Annotated in this window: 18 protein-coding genes and 1 pseudogene; 5 read left to right on the forward strand and 14 right to left on the reverse strand. The window is 58.2% G+C overall.

The genetic code is table 11. From position 1 onward, the window contains the following. The first annotated feature begins 75 nt into the window (after positions 1 to 75). On the forward strand, positions 76 to 648 hold the full coding sequence (locus tag CRO87_RS00215) for a flavin reductase family protein (RefSeq protein ID WP_097160913.1): 573 nt from the start codon (positions 76 to 78) through the stop codon (positions 646 to 648). On the opposite strand, the gene CRO87_RS00220 is transcribed toward CRO87_RS00215, so the two are convergent. Further along, positions 649 to 1,620, reverse strand: coding sequence for an isopenicillin N synthase family oxygenase (locus CRO87_RS00220; RefSeq protein WP_097160914.1), 972 nt, complete (start codon positions 1,618 to 1,620; stop codon positions 649 to 651). A gap of 521 nt (positions 1,621 to 2,141) precedes the next feature. Between CRO87_RS00220 and CRO87_RS00225 the strand changes: the two genes are divergently transcribed. The 4 genes from CRO87_RS00225 to CRO87_RS00240 are packed head-to-tail and all read left to right on the forward strand — an operon-like array spanning position 2,142 to position 6,142. Further along, positions 2,142 to 3,104, forward strand: a complete 963-nt coding sequence (locus CRO87_RS00225; protein ID WP_255252470.1) for an ABC transporter substrate-binding protein — start codon at positions 2,142 to 2,144, stop codon at positions 3,102 to 3,104. A 9-nt stretch (positions 3,105 to 3,113) separates the two neighbouring features. Continuing rightward, on the forward strand, positions 3,114 to 3,932 hold the full coding sequence (locus CRO87_RS00230; RefSeq protein ID WP_097160916.1) for an ABC transporter ATP-binding protein: 819 nt from the start codon (positions 3,114 to 3,116) through the stop codon (positions 3,930 to 3,932). Continuing rightward, positions 3,925 to 4,719: an ABC transporter permease gene (locus tag CRO87_RS00235; RefSeq protein ID WP_097160917.1), complete on the forward strand. Its 795-nt coding sequence runs from the start codon at positions 3,925 to 3,927 to the stop codon at positions 4,717 to 4,719. The genes CRO87_RS00230 and CRO87_RS00235 overlap by 8 nt, the downstream gene beginning before the upstream one ends. 7 nt (positions 4,720 to 4,726) lie before the next feature. After that, positions 4,727 to 6,142, forward strand: a complete 1,416-nt coding sequence (locus CRO87_RS00240) for an amidohydrolase family protein (RefSeq protein WP_097160918.1) — start codon at positions 4,727 to 4,729, stop codon at positions 6,140 to 6,142. 34 nt (positions 6,143 to 6,176) lie between these two features. Here the strand turns inward: CRO87_RS00240 and CRO87_RS00245 are convergent, their stop codons facing one another. The 13 genes and pseudogenes from CRO87_RS00245 to CRO87_RS00310 form a co-directional block, all read right to left on the reverse strand. Further along, entirely contained in the window at positions 6,177 to 7,004 is an 828-nt protein-coding gene (locus tag CRO87_RS00245) for a CPBP family intramembrane glutamic endopeptidase (RefSeq protein WP_097160919.1), read from the reverse strand. Positions 7,005 to 7,106: 102 nt separating this feature from the next. Beyond that, entirely contained in the window at positions 7,107 to 7,337 is a 231-nt protein-coding gene (gene pptA, locus CRO87_RS00250) for a tautomerase PptA (RefSeq protein ID WP_097160920.1), read from the reverse strand. A 48-nt stretch (positions 7,338 to 7,385) separates the two neighbouring features. Next, positions 7,386 to 8,018 carry a glutathione S-transferase family protein gene (locus CRO87_RS00255; protein ID WP_097160921.1) on the reverse strand — a complete coding sequence of 211 codons (633 nt, stop codon included), beginning with the start codon at positions 8,016 to 8,018 and terminating at the stop codon, positions 7,386 to 7,388. 47 nt (positions 8,019 to 8,065) lie between these two features. Next, positions 8,066 to 8,914 (reverse strand): transporter substrate-binding domain-containing protein, encoded by an 849-nt coding sequence (locus CRO87_RS00260; RefSeq protein WP_097161294.1) that lies wholly within the window; start codon positions 8,912 to 8,914, stop codon positions 8,066 to 8,068. A 44-nt stretch (positions 8,915 to 8,958) separates the two neighbouring features. Beyond that, positions 8,959 to 9,735 (reverse strand): amino acid ABC transporter ATP-binding protein, encoded by a 777-nt coding sequence (locus CRO87_RS00265; RefSeq protein ID WP_097160922.1) that lies wholly within the window; start codon positions 9,733 to 9,735, stop codon positions 8,959 to 8,961. After that, complete coding sequence (locus CRO87_RS00270) at positions 9,719 to 10,645, reverse strand: amino acid ABC transporter permease (protein WP_097160923.1); 927 nt, start codon at positions 10,643 to 10,645, stop codon at positions 9,719 to 9,721. Before CRO87_RS00270 ends, CRO87_RS00265 begins: the two co-directional genes overlap by 17 nt. Before the next feature lie 9 nt (positions 10,646 to 10,654). Then, positions 10,655 to 11,164, reverse strand: coding sequence for a GNAT family N-acetyltransferase (locus CRO87_RS00275; protein ID WP_097160924.1), 510 nt, complete (start codon positions 11,162 to 11,164; stop codon positions 10,655 to 10,657). A gap of 10 nt (positions 11,165 to 11,174) precedes the next feature. After that, positions 11,175 to 13,447: pseudogene (locus CRO87_RS22800) on the reverse strand (NtaA/DmoA family FMN-dependent monooxygenase). Positions 13,448 to 13,479: 32 nt separating this feature from the next. Next, the gene (locus CRO87_RS00290; RefSeq protein WP_097160927.1) at positions 13,480 to 14,601 is read right to left on the reverse strand and encodes an amidohydrolase; all 1,122 of its coding nucleotides are present in this window, start codon (positions 14,599 to 14,601) and stop codon (positions 13,480 to 13,482) included. After that, a complete protein-coding gene (locus CRO87_RS00295; protein ID WP_097160928.1) occupies positions 14,598 to 15,599 on the reverse strand; it encodes an LLM class flavin-dependent oxidoreductase in 1,002 nt (333 codons plus the stop codon). Before CRO87_RS00295 ends, CRO87_RS00290 begins: the two co-directional genes overlap by 4 nt. Positions 15,600 to 15,690: 91 nt before the next feature. Then, complete coding sequence (locus tag CRO87_RS00300) at positions 15,691 to 16,242, reverse strand: AAA family ATPase (protein WP_097160929.1); 552 nt, start codon at positions 16,240 to 16,242, stop codon at positions 15,691 to 15,693. Positions 16,243 to 16,281: 39 nt separating this feature from the next. Then, positions 16,282 to 18,201 carry a dihydroxyacetone kinase operon transcriptional regulator DhaR gene (gene dhaR, locus CRO87_RS00305; protein ID WP_097160930.1) on the reverse strand — a complete coding sequence of 640 codons (1,920 nt, stop codon included), beginning with the start codon at positions 18,199 to 18,201 and terminating at the stop codon, positions 16,282 to 16,284. 98 nt (positions 18,202 to 18,299) lie between these two features. Next, positions 18,300 to 19,397 (reverse strand): glycerol dehydrogenase, encoded by a 1,098-nt coding sequence (locus tag CRO87_RS00310; RefSeq protein WP_097160931.1) that lies wholly within the window; start codon positions 19,395 to 19,397, stop codon positions 18,300 to 18,302. Positions 19,398 to 19,541: the final 144 nt, after the last annotated feature.

The raw sequence follows: 19,541 nt of genomic DNA on the forward strand, positions 1-19,541 counted from the left end.
TTTCCGTTTGTGCGCGACCCCTGTTTTCCGCACACGGAACCCGCTTAAATGCAGCAAACCGTCAGGAGAATTGCTATGAGCCGTTTTCGCCCCGTGGAACTCAGACATGCCAGCCGCCTGCTCAATCACGGCCCGACAGTATTAATCACCAGCTACGACGAAAGCATCGATCGCCGAAATATCATGGCGGCGGCGTGGTCCATGCCCGTGGAATTCGAGCCGCCGCGCATTGCGATCGTGGTGGATAAAAGCGCCTGGTCGCGCGAGCTTATCGAGCGAAGCGGCAAGTTTGGGATCGTTATTCCGGGCGTGGATGCCGCCAACTGGACGTATGCCGTCGGCAGCGTCAGCGGGCGCGATGAAGATAAGTTCAACTGTTACGGTATTCCGGTGGTACGCGGGCCTGCGCTGGGTCTGCCGGTTGTAGAGGAAAAATGTCTGGCGTGGATGGAGTGCAAGCTACTGCCCGCCACCGCCGCACAGGAAAAATATGACACCCTGTTTGGCGAAGTGGTGGCAGCCTCAGCCGATGAGCAGGCCTTTATCGAAGGGCGCTGGCAGTTTAACGGCGACCGCCGCAACACCCTGCATCATCTCGGCGCCGGGACCTTCGTCACCAGCGGCCGAATGATTAAAGCGGCAGAGTGATCAGTATTTGCCGGAGAAGTTGGCGCTAATCCGCTGAGCCAGATAGGCTTTGGCGGTGATCGGCGGATACTTTTTCTCCGGCCCTTCAATCACCACATCCTCGTTGGCCTGACAGAAAAACGCCAGGCTGTAGCGATCGCTGACCGATTCCCCCGGCAGCGGGCTGCGAACGCGATGGAAGTTGGACGGCAGTTTGTCATCACTCCAGCGCATCAGCATATCGCCGATGTTGCAGGTGATAAGCCCCTCCAGCGGCTCAATAGAGGTCCAGCTCTGACTCTCCATCTCTTTGCCGGGGCACACCTGTAACCCGCCCTGGCCCGCCTGCTGGAACAGCAGCGTCAGGCAGTCGAAATCGGTGTGCGCACCTGCGCGCCACGGGCCGTCAGGCTCACCCGTCAGCGCAAAATAGTGCAGCATGCGCAGCGTGCTCTGGTAGGTTTCTTGCGAAGGATCGTGCGCCTGGGTGAAGAAGTCGTCAGGAAAGCCCATTTTCAGCGCAAAGCAGGAGAGCAGCTTCATGCCCACCTCCCAGCACTGACGCTCGAACGTCAGCACCGCTTCGCGAAAACCGGGGAGCGTGGCGTCATCGGGCCACAAATCGGTCATCCGTGGGCGCGTCACCTGATAGGACTCTTTCTGATCGGGTTTACCCGTTGAGGGTCGAATTTGCGCGCGGTATTCCCAGCCTGCGTTGCGATTGAGGGGGAACTGCCCTTTTACGGCTTCCGGTAGCGCAAAGAACTGTTCGGCGCGGGAGAAGGCGGCATTGATATCGTCGAGTGGAATACCGTGCCCGGACACCTGAAAGAAACCAATCTCCACTGAAGCCTGCCACAGCGCATCGGCGATCTCTTCTTTTCGCGTCTCAAAATCGCTCAGATCGATAATACGAACGTCGCGGGCGGTTTCTTCGCCTCTCGCGCCCATCAGGGCTTCTTTGGAAAGTTCATGCAGAGCAAAGCTGTTCATAAGTGGACCTCGTTCATTGCAGTCACGGGGGCCTGGGCCGGGTTCCGGGCAGGCCATGGCCTTGTCCTGTCGACAAGGGAGCAATGACCCACCGGAGGCTTTCCGGCTGACAGCTTCTACTCAGGGAGAAGTGAAGCAAGCGGCGTGCCATCCTCATATCATTCGATAAATCAACAGATTGCCGTTTGCACTACACACCCGTTGCCCTGAATCAGTGCGAATCAACCCTTTTTGCTTCACCTTTGTGCAACAAATTTCTAACTGAAACGCTTGTTTCAGACGCCTACGCTTCCACAGACGGCGAAACGACACGCTTTTTGTTCAATCTCCTGCGTCTGGCACGCCCTTTGCTTTATCACCCGCAGAGTATAAGCGGTCAGCGTGACGAGGTTTCACCACGCGGGACATTGCTCTGCAGCTACGGCTGTACCTCGTCAGGGGGCGGTGCTTTGCGCCGTGAGACTCGCTTACCCCTGATGACAGACCGTGTTCACGTTTCGATTTGGGGGTCTTTTATGTCAATGTCGTCCGTTCGTTTGATTACGCTGAGTGTCCTGCTGGGCGCAACCGCCCTTGCCCACGCTGAAGATAAGATCGTGCTGCAAACCACCTGGGTGGCGCAGGCCGAACAGGGAGGGTATTACCAGGCCGTTGCGGCTGGGATCTATAAAAAGTACGGGCTGGATGTCGACGTCCGCGCCGGTGGGCCGCAGCTCAATAACATGACCCTGCTGCTGGCGAACCGCGCCGACGTCATCGTCAGCTACGACCTGCAGGTGCTGAAAGGCATCGAACAGCACTTCCCGCTGAAGGCGATTGCCGCCCCGTTCCAGTTCGATCCTCAGGGGATCCTCACCCACGCTAACGTCAACTCACTCAACGATCTGAAAGGTAAAACCGTGCTGGTGTCGGCGAGCGGCCAGGCCAGCTGGTGGCCGTGGCTGAAAAACCAGTATCACCTCGAGGACAGCCAGGTCCGCCCTTACACGTTCAACATGCAGCCGTTCCTTGCTGACGGCAACACGGCGCAACAGGCGTACGCCACCTCCGAAGTGCAGCAGGCCAAAGCGGCCCAGCCTGACAGCAAATTCTGGCTGTTCGCCGAACACGGTTACCCGGCCTATGGCGGCATTCTGGTCACCCGCAACACCCTGCTTGCCGAAAAACCGGACGTCATGAAGCGCTTTGTGGAGGCGTCAATGGAGGGCTGGAAAGCCTATCTGGCGGATCCGACGCTTGGCAATCAGCTCATCAAAAAAGAGAACCCGCAGATGACCGATGCCGTGCTGGCATTCGGCGTGGCACAGATGAAAACACTGCGCCTGATAGACGGTGGCGACGCGGCCAACAAAGGGCTTGGCGTCATGACGGACAAGCGCTGGCAGGCCACGCGTGACTTTATGGTTAACGCCGGACTGCTGGACAAGGCGACGGACTACAAAGCCGCTTACACCACTCAGTTTTACCCGCAGGCCGCGATGTAAGGAGCCGCTATGAGTCATGTGCTGTCATTTGAACCGCCAGGCGCGATGCCGGACCCCGCTGATTCGCGCTTCCTGATGGCGCGCGGTGTGGAAAAGGTGTGGCCCAACGGCACCGTCGCGCTGGAGCGTCTGAACCTGAACGTGGGCCGTGGAGAGCTGGTTTCGCTGCTCGGCCCGTCCGGCTGCGGCAAAAGCACGCTGCTGAAAATGTTCGCCGGGTTGGAGCCACCGAGCGCCGGTATGTTGCGCTGGAACGGGCAGCCTGCGCTGGCCCAATCCTGCAAAATGGCGATGGTGTTTCAGGAAGCCACGCTGATGCCGTGGGCAACCATTGAGGAGAACGTCCGGCTACCGCTGAGCCTGGCGGGCGTGAGCAAAAACGTCAGTACGCCGCAGGTGATGCAGGCGCTGTTGGCGGTGGGCCTGGAAAACTTCCTTCACGCAAGGCCGCGTGAGCTCTCCGGCGGAATGCAGATGCGCGCCGCCCTCGCCCGCGCGCTGGTGATCGAGCCTGATCTGCTGCTGATGGACGAGCCTTTCGGCGCGCTGGATGAATTTACCCGCCATAAGCTCGATGCCGACATTCGTGCCCTGTGGGCCAGACGTAATCTGACAGTGCTGTTCGTCACGCACAGCATCTACGAAGCGGTCTGGCTTTCATCGCGAGTGATCGTTATGGGCGCACGCCCTGGACGCGTAATCGCCGACATTCAGATTGACGGCCCGAAAGAGCGCGACGCCAGCTTCCGCACCACGCCGACGTTTATCCGTCAGGTGGCGGAGCTGTCCACTCTGCTCGAACAGGCCAGCGGAGGCACACATGATTAAGCCCCTGATTCAGTATCCGCAGGTGCAGCGCCTGCTCTGGCCGCTAATGGTCGCCATCGCTCTGCTGCTTTTCTGGGAAATTGGCTTACGCCAGCTTGGCGTGCCGGTCTACCTGGTGCCAAAACCCAGCGATATAGCCCTGACGCTTTACGCCCAGCACACGGCGCTGCTGGCAAGCCTGCTGACGACCCTGAAGGTGACTCTGCTGGCGTTCGTGCTGGCGGTAACCATCGGCACGCTGATTGCGTTTCTCTGCGTCCAGAGCCGTATCGTCGAGTCCTGCCTGATGCCGTGGGCCATCCTGTTTCAGGTGACGCCGGTGGTGGCCATCGCCCCGCTGGTGATCGTCTGGATCCACAACACCACCCTGGCACTGGTCGTCTGCGCGATGCTGGTCGCGGTATTTCCTGTGCTCACCAACACCACGCTCGGCCTGCGCAGCGTCAGCCCCGGCCTGCTGAATCTGTTTCACATCAACCACGCCAGCCGCTGGCAGATTCTGATGCGCCTGCGCGTGCCCAATGCGCTGCCTTACTTCTTCAGCGGGCTGCGTATTTCCTGCGGCCTGGCGCTGATTGGTGCGGTGGTGGCTGAGTTTGTGGCGGGAACCGGCGGCAGCGGCGCGGGGCTCGCCTGGCAAATCTTACAGGCAGGGTTTCAGCTCAACTTACCGCTGATGTTTGCCGCTCTTTTTCTGATTACCTGCACGGGGCTCGCCCTTTGGGCGCTGATGTCCCTTCTCACCCGCTGGTGCCTGCGCGGCTGGCACGACAGCGAACTGGCCTGAGGTATTGATGAACAGACTGATAAAAAACTGCACGGCGATAATGACCGGCCGCCGGGACGAGCCCCGAAGCCCGGCGACGGACATTCGTATTGAAAATGGCATCATCACTGAGATGGGCATCCTGGTGGCCCGGCCTGGCGAAGCGGTCACGGATGCGCGCGGATGTGTTGCTTACCCAGGCTGGGTCAATACGCATCACCACCTGTTTCAGTCGCTGCTGAAAGGAGAACCACAGGGGCTGAACCAGAGCCTCAGCGCCTGGCTGGCTTCCACGCCCTATCGCTTTCGCGGCGCGTTCGAAGAGGACACCTTTCGCATTGCCGCCCGTATCGGCCTTGTGGAATTGGTCCGTTCGGGCTGCACCACCGTCGCCGATCACCACTATCTTTACTGGCCTGATATGCCGTTCGACGGCGCGGCGATTTTATTCGATGAGGCAGAGAAGCTCGGCGTGCGCTTTGTACTCTGTCGTGGCGGTGCCACACAAACGCGCGGGCTCGAACAGGATCTGCCGACGGCGCTGCGCCCCGAAAAATTCGACAGCTGGATGCAGGATGTGGAGCGTCTCACCGGGCAGTATCACCAGCCGCAGGCCGACGCTATGCGCCGCGTCGTCATGGCCCCAACAACCACGCTGCACTCCACCACGCCGCAGGAGCTGCGTGACAGCGCACGTCTGGCCCGCGCACTGGGGATCAGGCTGCATAGCCATCTGTCGGAAACCGTTGACTATCTTGATGCCGCAAGAGCCAAATTTGGCATGACGCCGCTCCAGTTTTGCGCGGAGCAGGAGTGGATCGGCGAAGACGTGTGGTTTGCCCATTTGGTGAAGCTGCTGCCGGAGGAGATTGCCCTGCTGGGCGCGGCGGGCAGCGGGATTGCGCACTGCCCGCAGAGCAACGCCCGACTGGGTAGCGGCATCGCCGATCTTGTTTCTCTCGAACAGGCCGGAGTGAAAATTTCGATAGGCGTGGACGGTGCCGCCTCGAATGAAGCCGCCGATATGCAAAGCGAAACGCACGCCGCCTGGCAACTCCAGCGCGCCCGCAAAGGGATGCTGGCGCAGCCTCACTACGCCGGAGGCCAGTTTGAAGGCGGCGGTGATGCCGCCACCATTGAGGATGTGATCCGCTGGGGAACGTCCGGCGGCGCGGAGATCCTGGGCTTAGCCACCGGCGAACTGCGCCCGGGCATGGCGGCAGATATTGCCGTTTATCAGCTGGATGACCCGCGCTATTTCGGCCTGCACGACATGGCTATTGGGCCCGTTGCCTGCGGCGGTCGCGCCAAACTCAAGGCGATTCTTTGTCAGGGCCGGATGATTGTTGATAACGATGCGATTCCCGGCATGGACTGCGCTGAACTGGGGCAGCAGGCGGCGGAGGCGGTAAAACGACTTCAGCACCGGGCCGGAGTCCGGTAATCAACTGCCCGCAGTCGCCGGGACTGCGGGTGTTTCAACCTGCGATCGGCAATCGCTGCCACACTGGATAAGTGAAAAACAGCAAATGACACAGGTTCAGCCCGAAGTGAAACAGGACCGCAACCCATAATCTTCCGCTGAGCATCCACGCTAAGCCGTATATCAGCCCCGCCAGGGTGGCGAAGATAACCATCAAACCGCCGCCTGCGAAATGCAGCCCGCCAAACATGAGCGAAGCGATGATTAATGCCAGAACGGGATGCATCACCGACGCCAGGCGCTGCTGAAGGTATCCGCGAAAAAGCGCCTCTTCCGCGAGAGACACGAAGAAGATATTCGCCAGGATGAACTGGAACAGCCATTGCGGATGGTGCCATTCAACCTTCAGCCCACCCAGTGCCACTGCCACCATTAACAATACCGGCACGGCGACAACTAACGCCAGCCAGTGCCAGGGTCGGGTATTGGGCCGGGTATACGTGGTGAAAAGCGACTTCAGGCAGATAAGCAAGGCAAACGGCACCAGCGCTTTATCGAAGTTGTAATACATCGAGAACGGCGCGCTTTCCGGGCCCGCCCTCACGCCGTCCAGCACCTTAAGATTATGAAAGCCAGGTATCAGGTGCAGCATCAATCCGACTGACGCCAGCACAAGCAGGATTTCCAGAAGGGTTCGCGGCACTCTGCTGCTGAACCGGCAATAAGCCGCGGCAACAACGGCTAGCCCGGCTAAAAACGCCAGGGCTCGCCAGTCAAGAACCTGCATACTGGCCGCAACTATGGCAGTCACGACAAGCAGGATGACAGAGAGTTTTTTGCTGAACTGGAGGACAAGAAGAGATAAAGCCAGTAGGTACCACATATCGTTCCCTGAGATGAAATTGCCCGGCGGCACGTTGTATGCCGGGCCTGCAAAACGCTAAATGTTGGCCGGGCAAGGCTTCACCGCCCCCCGGCACAACACTTACATACTGTAACCCGGCTTTTTGATCAAGGTTTCCAGCTGCGGGGCAATTTCCGTGTCCCAGACCTGAGATTTCCACTCATCCTGTTGGACCTGGTTCAGCGCGACGCTAATCGCGCCATCTTTGCTACCGAGGTGACGGGTAATGGCGGCAGCAATGTCGGCGGCCAGGGCGGTTTTTTCTTCGTCGTTCAGTTCACGGGGAAAACATTTGATATCTACGTGCGGCATGGTGATCTCCTGTTATGTGTCGCTTAAAACTATCACCTTCTCAGCCACTTAATTAGCGTTTTGTGCAGTTAAGATGTCGTTGTTTCGCAGTACGGCCTGAAGTTCTTCACGCTGCGCGATATGGTCGGCAATGGCGCTCAGTCGGGGCGTATTTTCGGCAAACCATGCCGCACGCGGTCCCCAGGTGCGCATCACCACAATATAGGCATCGAGAAGCGTGACGTTGTCACCTAACGCATACGGCCCCACCAGTTGCCTGTCCAGCCATTGATAAAGCGTTTTACGAAACGCAATACAGCTGTTTTGCAGCTGTTCTGGCGCATCCGGCGCAAAGCGCTGCGGGTAATCGGCATAGGTAAACGTGGGATAGACGTTGGCAACAATCCAGATCAGCAATCGCTGAAAAAGTGCCCGCTGCGGTGAACCAGACGGTGGAGCAAGATCGGGTCGCGTGTCGAGGATCATTAGCGCGATGGCAGCCGATTCGCTCATGATGGTGCCGTCCGCCAGGCGCAGCGTCGGCACCTGGCAAAGAGGGCTGAGCTGTTCCAGCACGTCGTGCTGTGGCCCCGGTTCATCGAAGCCCTCAACGTTGACAAAGTGATAAGGCATTTCCGCCATCGTCAGCATCACTTCGCTGATTGCCGAGCCCCAGCCCGGCACGCCGTAGAGCGTTAACATACGCTGTTCCTCTTGAAAGGCAGAAACAACAGTATGGACCCGAATCGTCAGTACGTGATCCCCGGCGGGTTCACTTCGGACTGTTCCACGCCCTCGCCGCCTTCGCCCCAGCGGGCAAGGATCTGCTGCACTTCCCCTCGCGCAATGCCGCCGTTCAATGCGGTTTGCAGGGCATATACCAGCCCATTATCCTTTTTGGTGGTTGTCGCCACCCAGGCCTTTTTCGGGCCAAGGCCGACCACTTTGGTTTTACCTGTTAAAGCTGCCTTATAGGATGAAACCGACTGCGGGCCGAAGAACACATCGGCGCGACCGGACTGAATATACAGATTACCGGACGCATCATCAGTGAGGTAAACCGGCAGCGCGGGCGCTCGCCCTGCCCGCTCATTTTCCGCATTCCAGCCCAGCAAAATTCGCTCCTGATTGGTGCCGGAGCCGACAATCACTTTTTTCCCGGAGAGGTCCGCCGGGCCGTTCACCGCTTTGATTGGGCTGTCAGCCTTTACCGAAAAGGCTAGCGAATCCACACGATAAGTGGCGAAATCGAACTTCTCTTTTCGCTGCTCCGTCACGGCGATATTGACCAGCGCCACGTCGTAGCGTCCTGAAGAAATGCCCAGCGGCCAGTCCTCCCAGGCGGTGGGCACCAGTTTTAGCTTCAGACCAAGGCTTGCGGCCAGCAGCCGGGCGATGTCCGGATCGCTGCCGATCCGCGTGCGGTTATCGCTCGCCAGCAGCGCCAGCGGTGGTGAATTCAGCGCGGAAATCGCTACCGTCAGCGTGCCTGGCTCCACGAAACGGTAGTTCGCGGGGATCTTCGCGATCGCCTGCTCATTTCGCGCCACGGGCAGTGGCTGCTCGTTGGCTTTGAGATCGAGCGTTCCCTGCGCCATCGCCGCGCTCGCCCCAAACCATCCTCCCAACAGCGTCCATTTGATCATGCCAGCACCTTTGATAAAAATTGCCGCGTACGGGGATGCTGCGGGCGGTTCAGCACCGCGTCGCTTTCACCCTGCTCGACGATTTTGCCATCGACCATAAACACCACCTGATCGGCCACTTCACGGGCGAAGCCAATCTCATGGGTGACCACCACAAGCGTTGTGCCAGAACGAGCGAGCTTCTTGATGACATCCAGGACTTCGCCCACCAGCTCAGGATCGAGCGCCGAGGTAGGTTCATCGAACAGCATTACGCGCGGCCTCAGCGCCAGCGCGCGGGCAATGGCGATGCGCTGCTGCTGGCCGCCAGAGAGGTGGCGCGACCAGGCATCAGCCTTATTCCGTAATCCCACCACGTCCAGCAGCTCGTATGCCCGCTCCGTTGCCTGCTTTTTGCTGAGCTGACGGTGCGCCAGCGGGGCCTCAATCAGGTTTTCCAGCACCGTCATATGCGGGAAAAGATTAAAGTTCTGAAAGACATAGCCCACGTTGACGCGCTGACGCAGGATCTCCTTCTCCTTCAATTCATACAGTCGGTCGCCCTGCCGACGATAGCCGATATAGTCGCCGTCAATCTGGATAAACCCTTCATCGACGCGCTCCAGGTGATTAATGGTGCGCAGCAGCGTAGATTTTCCCGAGCCGGACGGGCCCAGAATCACCGTCACGGTGCCCGGCGGGATCTCCAGCGACACGTTGTCCAGCGCCTTGTGGCGACCAAAATATTTGCTGACGCCGGTAATTGAGATATGGCCTTCAGGAGAGTTGGGCATGGGCAGGCTCCGGGTTTGACGTTGGCTGTGTGGCAGGCGTCACCGCACGACTGCGCGCGGCATTGACGGCTGAACGGCGCTCGCTTCTGGCAAGCGATCGTTCTACCAGATACTGAATCAGGGAGAGAACGCTGGTGATCGCCAGGTACCACACCGCGCCGACCATCAGCAGCGGGATCACTTCCTGGGTGCGGTTGTAAATCATCTGGATGGTGTAGAACAGCTCAGGCATCGCCAGCACGTAAACCATCGCCGTGCCCTTCGCGAGGCTGATAATTTCGTTAAACCCTGATGGCAGAATGGTGCGCAGCGCCTGAGGCAGAATAATACGCAGCGTGCGTCTCCACGCAGGCAGGCCGAGCGCCGCTGCGGCCTCATACTGACCGTGATCGACGCCTAAAAAACCCCCGCGAATAATCTCTGCCGTATAGGCGCTTTGCACCAGCGTCAGGCCCACAACCGCCGTAGAAAACTGACCGAGCACGTTGATGGTCTGATAGCTCGCCCACTGGATGCCGGTAAACGGAATGCCGACGGAGAGCGTGTCGTAGAGGTAGGAAAAGTTGTACAGCACGATCAGCACCACGATCAGCGGCAGCGAGCGGAAGAGCCAGATATAGGCCCACGCCAGGCCGCTCAGCAGCCACGACGACGAGAGCCGCGACAGCGCCAGCACGCCGCCAAAAATCACGCTCAGCACCGTGCCGATCAGCGTGAGCAGAAGCGTCTGCCCCAGCCCTTCCAGAATCACCGGGTCGAAGAACCAGCGGGCGAAAACGCCCCATTCCCAGCGCGGGTTGAACGCGACAGACTGCACAACAACCGCCAGGATCAGCAGCGCCACGGCGGCACCGACCAGGCGCATCGGGTAGCGCGCGGGCACCACTTTGATGGTTTCGTGGGTTTTCATCGACACTCCTCAGGCACTTTTGCTGAGCGCGGGCACCGCCAGCGCTTTGGTGAACCGCAGGCGACCGTCGAACGGCGGTCGGCTGTACTCTTCCGGGTCGCGGCTCAGATCGAACTGCGGCTGGTAGCCCTGGCTGAGATAGAGGCGCACCGCTTCCGGCTGGCGAAAACCGGTTGTCAGGTACATCTGAACGTACCCGGCAAGCCAGGCGCGACGCTCAAGCTCCGCCACTATGCGGCCCGCAAGCCCCTGCTGACGCAGGGATTTGTCGGTCCAGATACGTTTGATTTCCGCCGTCTGATCATCCAGCGGCTTATACGCCCCGGTGGCGATAATCACGCCGTCGCGCTCCAGCACGATAAACAGCCCCTGCGGCGCGAGATACCACTCCGTCAGCTCCACTTCAGCATCACGCGAAAAGTAGTCGCCGTAGCGCGCGGCGTACTCGGCAAACAGCCCGCTCAGAATCGGCTGAAGCTCAGCGTCCTCTGGCGAAACATCACGAAAGCGCTCACTCATCGCAGGCTCCTTAGTCGCCAAGACCGGCCGGGTTAACTTCAGACTGCGGGATACGCTCCACGCCTTCACCCCAGCGGTTCAGCACCTTGTCGTAGTCGCCGTTTTTGATGACGCCGTTCAGCGCCGTCTGCACAGGCTCGGCCAGACCGCTGCCTTTTTTCAGCGTCACGGCAATGTGCGCCGCCTTCGGCCAGCCACCGTCCACGCTGCCAACCAGTTTGGTTTTGCCGTTGAGCGCGGCTTTCCAGGCGCCAATCACGTTCGGGCCGAAGTAGGCGTCTGCCCGCCCGGACTGCAATGCCAGCGTCTGGGCCGCATCGTCTTTGGTGTAAATCGGGGTAAACGGCTTCAGGCCTTTTTTGATGTTCTCCGCGTTCCAAGCCAGCAGGATGGCCTCCTGGTTCGTGCCGGAACCGACGATAATGTTCAGCCCGGCGATGTCCGGTGCCGTCTCTATCTTGTTGATCGTGCTTGTCGATTTAACATAAAAACCGAGTGAGTCCTTGCGGTAGGTGGCGAAATCAAACTTCTCTTTGCGCTCTTTGGTCACGGTGATGTTGCTGACCGCCGCATCGTATTTACCGGAGGCCACGCCGAGTGGCCAGTCTTCCCACGACGTCACGACCACGTTCAGCTGTAACCCGAGGCTGTCCGCCACTAAACGGGCAATATCCACTTCGCTGCCGAGCAGGGTTTTGTTGTCATCGGAGAACACCGTCAGCGGCGGCTGATTCATCCCGGCGACCGCCACCGTGAATTTTCCCGGAACCGCAGGCGTAAAGCCCTGAGGAAGTTGCGCAATGGCCGCAGGATTTTTTGCCGTGTTGACGGGCGCTTTGTTGGCCTCGACGCTCACGCCGGTCCCGTTAATGGTGACGTCACTGGCTTGCGCCAGTCCGGAAAAGGCCAACGCGAGCGCCAGCAACAGCGATGATTTTTGCATGGTGAAGTCCTTTATTATTTTGTGGAAGATTGAGTGAACTGATTTTCGGGCAGCGCCAGTCCCAGGCTTTCGCGCAGCGTGTGGCCAGGATATTCATGGCGGAACAAACCCCGCGCCTGAAGCAGCGGCACCACCTGGTCGACAAAGCGCGGGAACGTGTCCGGCGTGCCGCCCTGGATGATGAACCCGTCGGCGGCGTGGCTTTCAAACCACTGTTGCAAGCCGTCGGCCACTTCCTGCGCCGTGCCGGAGAAGCGCGGGCGTGGGCTGGCGGCTTCCAGCGCAGCCTGACGCAGCGTTAAACCACGCGCTTTAGCGTTGCGTTTGATCTCATCGGTGGTGCTGCGAAAGCTGTTCTGCCCCAACTCGCCAAGCTCTGGGAAAGGCGCGTCCAGCGGATACTGGCTGAAATCGTGGTGCTCAAAGTAGCGGCCCAGATAGTTCAGCGCGTCCTCCACCGACACCAGCGCCGCGGTGGTCTGATACTGGCGTTCAACGTCTTCGGCATCGTCGCCGACAATTACGCTCACGCCCTGGAAAATATGCAGTTCATCCTCGCGACGCCCGTGAATTTCCAGCTGACTTTTCACATCGCGATAAAAAACCTGCGCCTCCTCCAGACTTTCGTGATGAGTAAAAATAGCATCGGCATGAGTGGCGGCTAATTTTTTACCGTCATCGGATGCACCAGCCTGAAATATAATCGGCCTGCCCTGCGGCGTGCGCCCAATATTAAGCGGCCCGGCGACCTGGAAAAAATCACCGTGATGATCGAGCGTGTGTAATTTTGTCGTATCGAAGAATTGCCCGGTATCTTTATTACGCACAAAGGCATCCTCTTCCCAGGAGTCCCACAGCCCTTTCACCACCTGCAAATATTCATCCGCAATCCGATAGCGCAAAGCGTGATCCGGGTGCTGAGTGCGGGAGAAGTTCTTCGCCGAACCTTCCAGCGGCGACGTTACTACGTTCCAGCCTGCTCGCCCGTTGCTCAGGTGATCGAGGCTGGCGAACTGACGCGCGGTGATAAACGGCTCGCTGTAGGAGGTGGAGAGCGTACCCACCAGGCCTAAATGCTGTGTCACACTTGCCAGGGCCGATAATACCGTCAGGGGTTCAAAACGGTTTAAAAAATGCGGAATGGATTTTTCGTTGATATATAAACCATCGGCGACGAAAATAAAGTCCAGCTTCCCTTCTTCGGCTTTTAATGCCGTCTCTTTAACAAACTCAAAGTTAATACTGGCGTCCGCCTGCGCTGCCGGATGCCGCCACGCGGACATATTTCCTGATGCGCCATGTAATATGGTGCCGAGTCGCAATTGTCGAACTGAAGACATAATAACCCCTTACCCTGCCGGTAACTAATTGATTAAATGTTGTGTAAGGCTTTTTCCGCCAGCGCCGCGAAATAGTGCGCCGCCGGGGCAATCAGCTTTTCATCCGGGTTAAAGGCCGGATGGTGCAGGCCATACTCGCTGGCACTACCGATGCTGACAAAAGCCCCGGGCGTCTGTTGCAAATAGACTGCAAAATCTTCCCCGCCCATGTGCAGATCCGCCTTCGCGGTCTGGTACCCCGCTTCATCTGCGACCGTGGTGGCGAACTCAGCCCATTCTGGCGTATTCACCAGCGCCGTCGGGCCCGCGTGCCAGATGACGTCAATTTGCGCATTAAACGCGCTGGCAAACCCCGCCGCAATTTCGCTGACTCGTGTTTTGACCTGCTGCTGAACATCAGTGCTGTGGGTGCGTAACGTGCCCTCCAGTTCGACGTTTTCCGGCAGCACGTTCCAGGTGTTGCCGCCCTGAATGCGCGTGACGCTCAGCACGACTGAGTCGAGCGTATTGACCTCGCGGCTGGCCACGCTTTGCAGAATACTCACCAGCTGGCTGGCAAGCAGGATCGCATCCTTGCCTTCATGAGGGCGGGCTGCGTGGGCGCCCTTTCCGTGCACCCGCAGCACGAAGCGATCGACGTTGGCGTAGAATGCCCCGCCGCGAGTGGCAAAGGCGCCCACCGGCAGCCCAGGTTCGTTATGCATGCCAAAGATGGCGGAGACGCCTTCCAGCGCACCCGCGCGGATCAGCGTTTTCGCGCCGCCAAAGCTTTCCTCGGCTGGCTGAAAAAGAATGCGCACGCGCCCGGGCAATTCGGCTTCTCTGGCTTTTAGCAGCAAGGCCGCTCCGAGCATGACGCTGGTGTGAACATCATGCCCGCAGGCGTGCATTACGCCTGCGTTTTGCGAGCGAAACGCGACGTTTGCAGCTTCTTCTATCGGCAGCGCATCAATATCCGCGCGCAGGGCAATCACCTTTTCGCCCTTGCCTACTTCGGTTACCACGCCGGTTTTCAGGGCGAAAGGTAAAATGGGAAGCCCGGCGGTTTGCAGCCAGTCGCGAATGCGTGCGGTGGTGGCCACTTCCTGCAATGAAAGTTCCGGGAACTGGTGCAGCTCGCGCCGCCAGGCAATCAGCTGTTGCTCGAAGCTCATAGCAACACCTCCGCACGGTTCAGCGCCTGCGCCAACAGACGTACCGATGCCAGTCGGGCCGCACCTTCGGCAACCGGCGTGTCGATGATAAATTCATTGATGCCATAGTCCTGATGCAGCGAATCAAGCTGCGCACATACCTGCGAAGCGGTTCCGGCAATCACCGACGATTCGCGACGCACAATTTCTACCGCCGGACTTCCCGCCTGACGGGCAAAATCATCTGCCTGCGGCCTGCTGGCAACGGTGACCCGCTGGCCATTCGCCAGCCGGACGCCCCAGACTTCCACCTGCGCGGCAAGCTCGGAAGCCTGTGCAGCATCCGCGGCCACAATCACCTGAACCGCCACAATGGCATCGCGCAGGCTCAGCGCACGCCAGCGTGAAATCACCTCGCGCAGCAGCTGCCTGTCGCCGTTAAGGTGCGCGGCGAACACAAAGTTCCAGTCGAGCCGTGCTGCCAGCTCCGCGCTTTCAAGACTCGCGCCGAGTAAAAAGCCATCCGGCCTCTGCGGAGGAATGGGCGTGGCGAGCACGGTATCGCTGCTTTCCGCGCGGGTTTGCGCCAGCCAGTTATCCAGCTGCGCCAACTGGTCGGCAAAGGTTCCCTTCTCATCAGCATGGACGCCCTGTTGCAGCGCACGGGTAGAGTGAGGTAAGCCGCCGGGCGCTTTGCCGACGCCGAGGTCCACGCGGCCTGGCGCAAGCGACGCCAGCAGATTGAAATTTTCCGCAACCTTATACGGGCTGTAGTGTTGCAGCATCACGCCACCGGAGCCGATGCGAATGCGTTTTGTCTGTCCCAGCAGCCAGCCGATCACCACTTCCGGCGAAGGGCTCGCGAGTTGCGGGGTATTGTGATGTTCAGCAATCCACAAACGGTGATATCCCAGGGCTTCCGCCTGCTGTGCCAGCGTCAGCGTGCGGGCCAGCGCCTGATCGGCAGTTTCACCTGCCCCCAGCGGGCTTTTATCCAGAAGACTGATTCGATAAGACATAATGCAGGCTCGTTGTGAGAAACATGCCTGCATTATTAAGAGGGGTTGGGCGCGCTGAGAAACAATTTATTTACATTTGCTCAGCACAAAATTAGCTATTGCCCGCCGCCTGATGGGTAATTTTTGCAATAAAGGCTTCGGTTTCCACCCGTGTACGCAGTCGGACAAAAGTGAGTCCGGCAAACTGGGGATCGTGCATATCGGCCAGGTAACGGCGGCGGTTTTTGTGCCAGGTTTTAAGCGTCCATAGAATGATAGATTCCCGACTGAAAAATGAGCGTCGAAAACTTTCGCGATTGCCGGTGCCCGGCCACAGCTCTTGTCGTGTCCAGGCGCGGGAAAATGCCCGGCTGATGGCCTGACGCAGGGTGCGCCAGAAGCCGCAATCCACCCAAACTATCGTCTGCACGTTGCGCCATTTCACCGGACGCGTGCGGTTATAGTTACCGTCCAGAACCCAACTTTCGGTTGCGCTCAGCGTGTCAGCCAACCGGGCAAACAGTTCATCATCCGTCGTTCCCTGCCAGTTTTCGCGCCAGTAAAGTCTGTCCATTTCGATGTAAGGCACAGCCAGCCGCCCGGCCAGACGACGGGCCAACGTGGATTTGCCGACGCCACTGGTGCCAACCACGTTAATTCTCATTTCTCCTCCCGAATTGCCAAAAATATTCCGCCCTGTCCCTCAATGCCTGTTTTTAAACTGACTGACATCAATACCGTGCATTTTCATTTTGCGCCATAGCGTGGTGCGACCAATATTCAGCAGTTGTGACATTTCCTGCACGCGCCCTTTCGTTACCCTCGCAGCGTGAACAATCGCCTCTTTCTCAATTGCGGTGATAGTTAAGTTTGCGGGCAAAAGTGATGAAGCCTGATCGGTTCCCAGCGGTTCGGCGAACAGATATTCCGGCAGATGGCACAGCCGGATATGCCCCTTTTCACTGCTAATGGCGATGTTTTCAACCACGCTGTTCAGTTCAAAATCATTGCCCGGCCAGGGGTAAGCAACCAGTTTCGCCAGCACGTCGTCATCAAGTTTGAACCGGGTTGAAAAACGTTGTTCAAGACTACGCAGGCGATTATTCACCAGCGAAGGAATGCTGCTGCGTCGCTCCCTGAGTGCAGGGAGCACGATTTCAAACGAGTGCAGCGCATAGTAAAGCTGGCGGCTAAAGCGGTTCTGTTCCACGAGCGTTGCCAGATTCGTCGTGGTGGCGGCAATAACTTTGACATCCACTGGGATCATTCGTCGCGCATCCATCCGCGTCAACACACCGTGCTTAATGACCTGTAACAGCGCAGATTGTAATTCAGGCACCAGATATTCGATTTTTTCCAGAAACAGGGTGCCGCCGTTTGCCAGTTCGAGCCGACTAAGCTGGCCGTTGCGATCGTCGGTTGACGCGCTGCCCATAAAATCCTGCACCAGTCCGCTGTCAGCATACAGCTGGCAGTTCACCGCGATATAAGGGCCTTCGGCACGTTCACTCTCGTTATGAATGGCCTGGCTGAGCAGCTCTTTGCCCACCCCTTCCTCACCGCACAAGAGTACCGGGAAATTGCCTTTGGTCGACTGGCGGCCAAAATGAATCAGGCGTCGGGTTTCCGCATCCTCTGCGGGCATTTGCGCGAAGGTATAACTTACTTTCCCCAGTTGGCTGGTCATTAACTGACGCATCTGCTCCATCGGGTGAAGGAGCAAAATAAAGCTGCTACTTTCTTCTTCGGCAATCGGTTTTAGGGTGATCACCGCATCAATAAACTGATGCTGACTTTCGAAAGTCACTTCAACATGGTTAAGTTCGCGCGCCTGTTTGATGGCTCTGCGTAAAACCGCAGGCAGGGTCAGCAAGTCATGAATGTTTCGTCCCTGGCTGGTTTGCCCGTCCAGGTGTAAAAGCTTCGCCGCCTGCAGATTCATAAATTGTAGCCCCCCGCTTTCATTCCAGGCCATCACCCCATCGTCCATGCTTTCCAGTAAACCGTGCATCTGATTCAAATGGCGGTTAGATTCGGCCAGTAAACTGTCGGTCAGCAGTGAGTTACCCACTTCCCGCGCAATGGCGAGGGTCAGGGCTAAATCAGAAGAGGTGTCATCGACGGCCAGACAGCCGAGGCACACCGAGCCGAACGTGTGTCCCTGGTTGTCATAAACGGGTGCGGAGCAAAATGTCCACGGGGAGAGCGCCTGTTTGAAGTGCTGCCCGCCGGTGGTTTTGATTGGCTGACCCTGCATTGAGGCCAGCGATAGCGCGCAGCTGCCGATGATACTTTCCGCGCAATAGCTTCCGTCGAGAAAGCCTAATGCTTCCAGCTGCGCCAGGGTTTCCGGTGAGCCACAGCGGCTGAGAATACAGGCGGATTCGTCGAGGATAAACAGCACGCAGGGCCGCCCATCCATGTATTCCCACGCATCTTCCAGCGCCGTCTGGGCGAGGGTCAGAAGCTGCGTTTTACGCCGACAAATCGACTGAAACGTCAGGCCCTGCGCCTGATGGGGAGATTGCCAGTTATCACGCTGCATAAATTTGCCGCAGCGAAACCAGGATTGTTCAATGATGGAAGGTATATCCTTTTCCGCACCCTGCGTGTGAGCCGCCATATCCGTATCCGCTGTTAAATAAAGAAAACCCCTCTGACCAGATGTTCAGAGAGGCGATTTACTTCAGGCTCGATAACCAGACAAGCGGCGCTTGCCGGTTAGCGTGACAGCCACTGTTGCCCCAGTCTGTCGGCAGTCAGGATCGCCGCACAGACGCTGTCCGGCGTCACCGCGAACGGCATATTGTGGATAGTTTCACCTTCTGCGCAGGTGGTTTTCGCCACTGCGGCGATTTTTTCTTCCACGCCCTGCTTCACGCCCATTTGTGCAAGCGTGATCGGCAGACCCACCTTCTGGCAGAAGCCCATCACGGTTTCAATTTCTTCCATTGGGCTGTTCTGCAATACCAGCTGAGACAGCGTACCAAACGCCACTTTTTCACCGTGATAGAGGTGGTGACACTCTTCGAGGATCGTAAAACCGTTGTGGATGGCATGGGCTGCCGCCAGGCCGCTACTTTCGAAACCAATGCCGCTCAGATAGGTATTGGCTTCCACAATACGCTCCAGCGCATCGGTCACTACGCCCACTTCTGCCGCCAGACGGGCCTTCTCGCCTTCAGCAAGCAGCGTATCATAGCACAGGCGAGCCAGGCTCAATGCCGCTGCGGTGGACTGTCCACCCGCCATACTGGTGGCTCTTGAGTCAAAACAAGCCTTCGCTTCAAACCAGGTAGAGAGCGCATCGCCCATGCCAGCGACCAGCAAGCGGACGGGTGCTTTGGCGATGATGGCGGTATCCATCACCACCATGTCCGGATTTTTCGGATAAATCAGATACTCTTCGAACTCACCAGACTCGGTATAAATCACCGACAGGGCGCTGGTTGGCGCATCGGTCGAGGCAATGGTCGGCACAATCACCACTGGCAGGTTCTCGTAGTAGCCAATCGCCTTGGCGGTATCCAGCGTTTTGCCGCCACCAACGCCGACCACGCCCCGGCAACCCTGCTGCTTCAGCAAGGTGATCAGACGTTTGATTTCAACATGGCTGCACTCGCCGTTAAAGCGCTCCGCGTGGCAGCGAATACCGTGTGCGCCCAGGCCAGTCAGCACCTGATCGCCCGCCAGCTTCATCACAAAATCATCGGCAATGACAAAAAAGCTGTCTGCCAGATTTTTGGCGTATTGCCCAAACTGCGCCGCTGCATTCGGTCCCTGAAGGTATTTGGCTGGAGATTGAATAACTTTTAGCATTCCTTTCATCCTCTTTAAGGCAGTTATTAACAAGAGAGACCCGGGTTTTAAGCCATTATTCCCGATCGCTGCGAGGGGAAACTGGCGTTGAACCAGAGCAATGTCTTCACTGTAGGGCAGCCGATAAATAAAAAAAATGCTTTA

It is taken from the genome of Enterobacter sp. CC120223-11 (genome assembly GCF_900215375.1).
Classification (GTDB): Bacteria; Pseudomonadota; Gammaproteobacteria; order Enterobacterales; family Enterobacteriaceae; genus Scandinavium.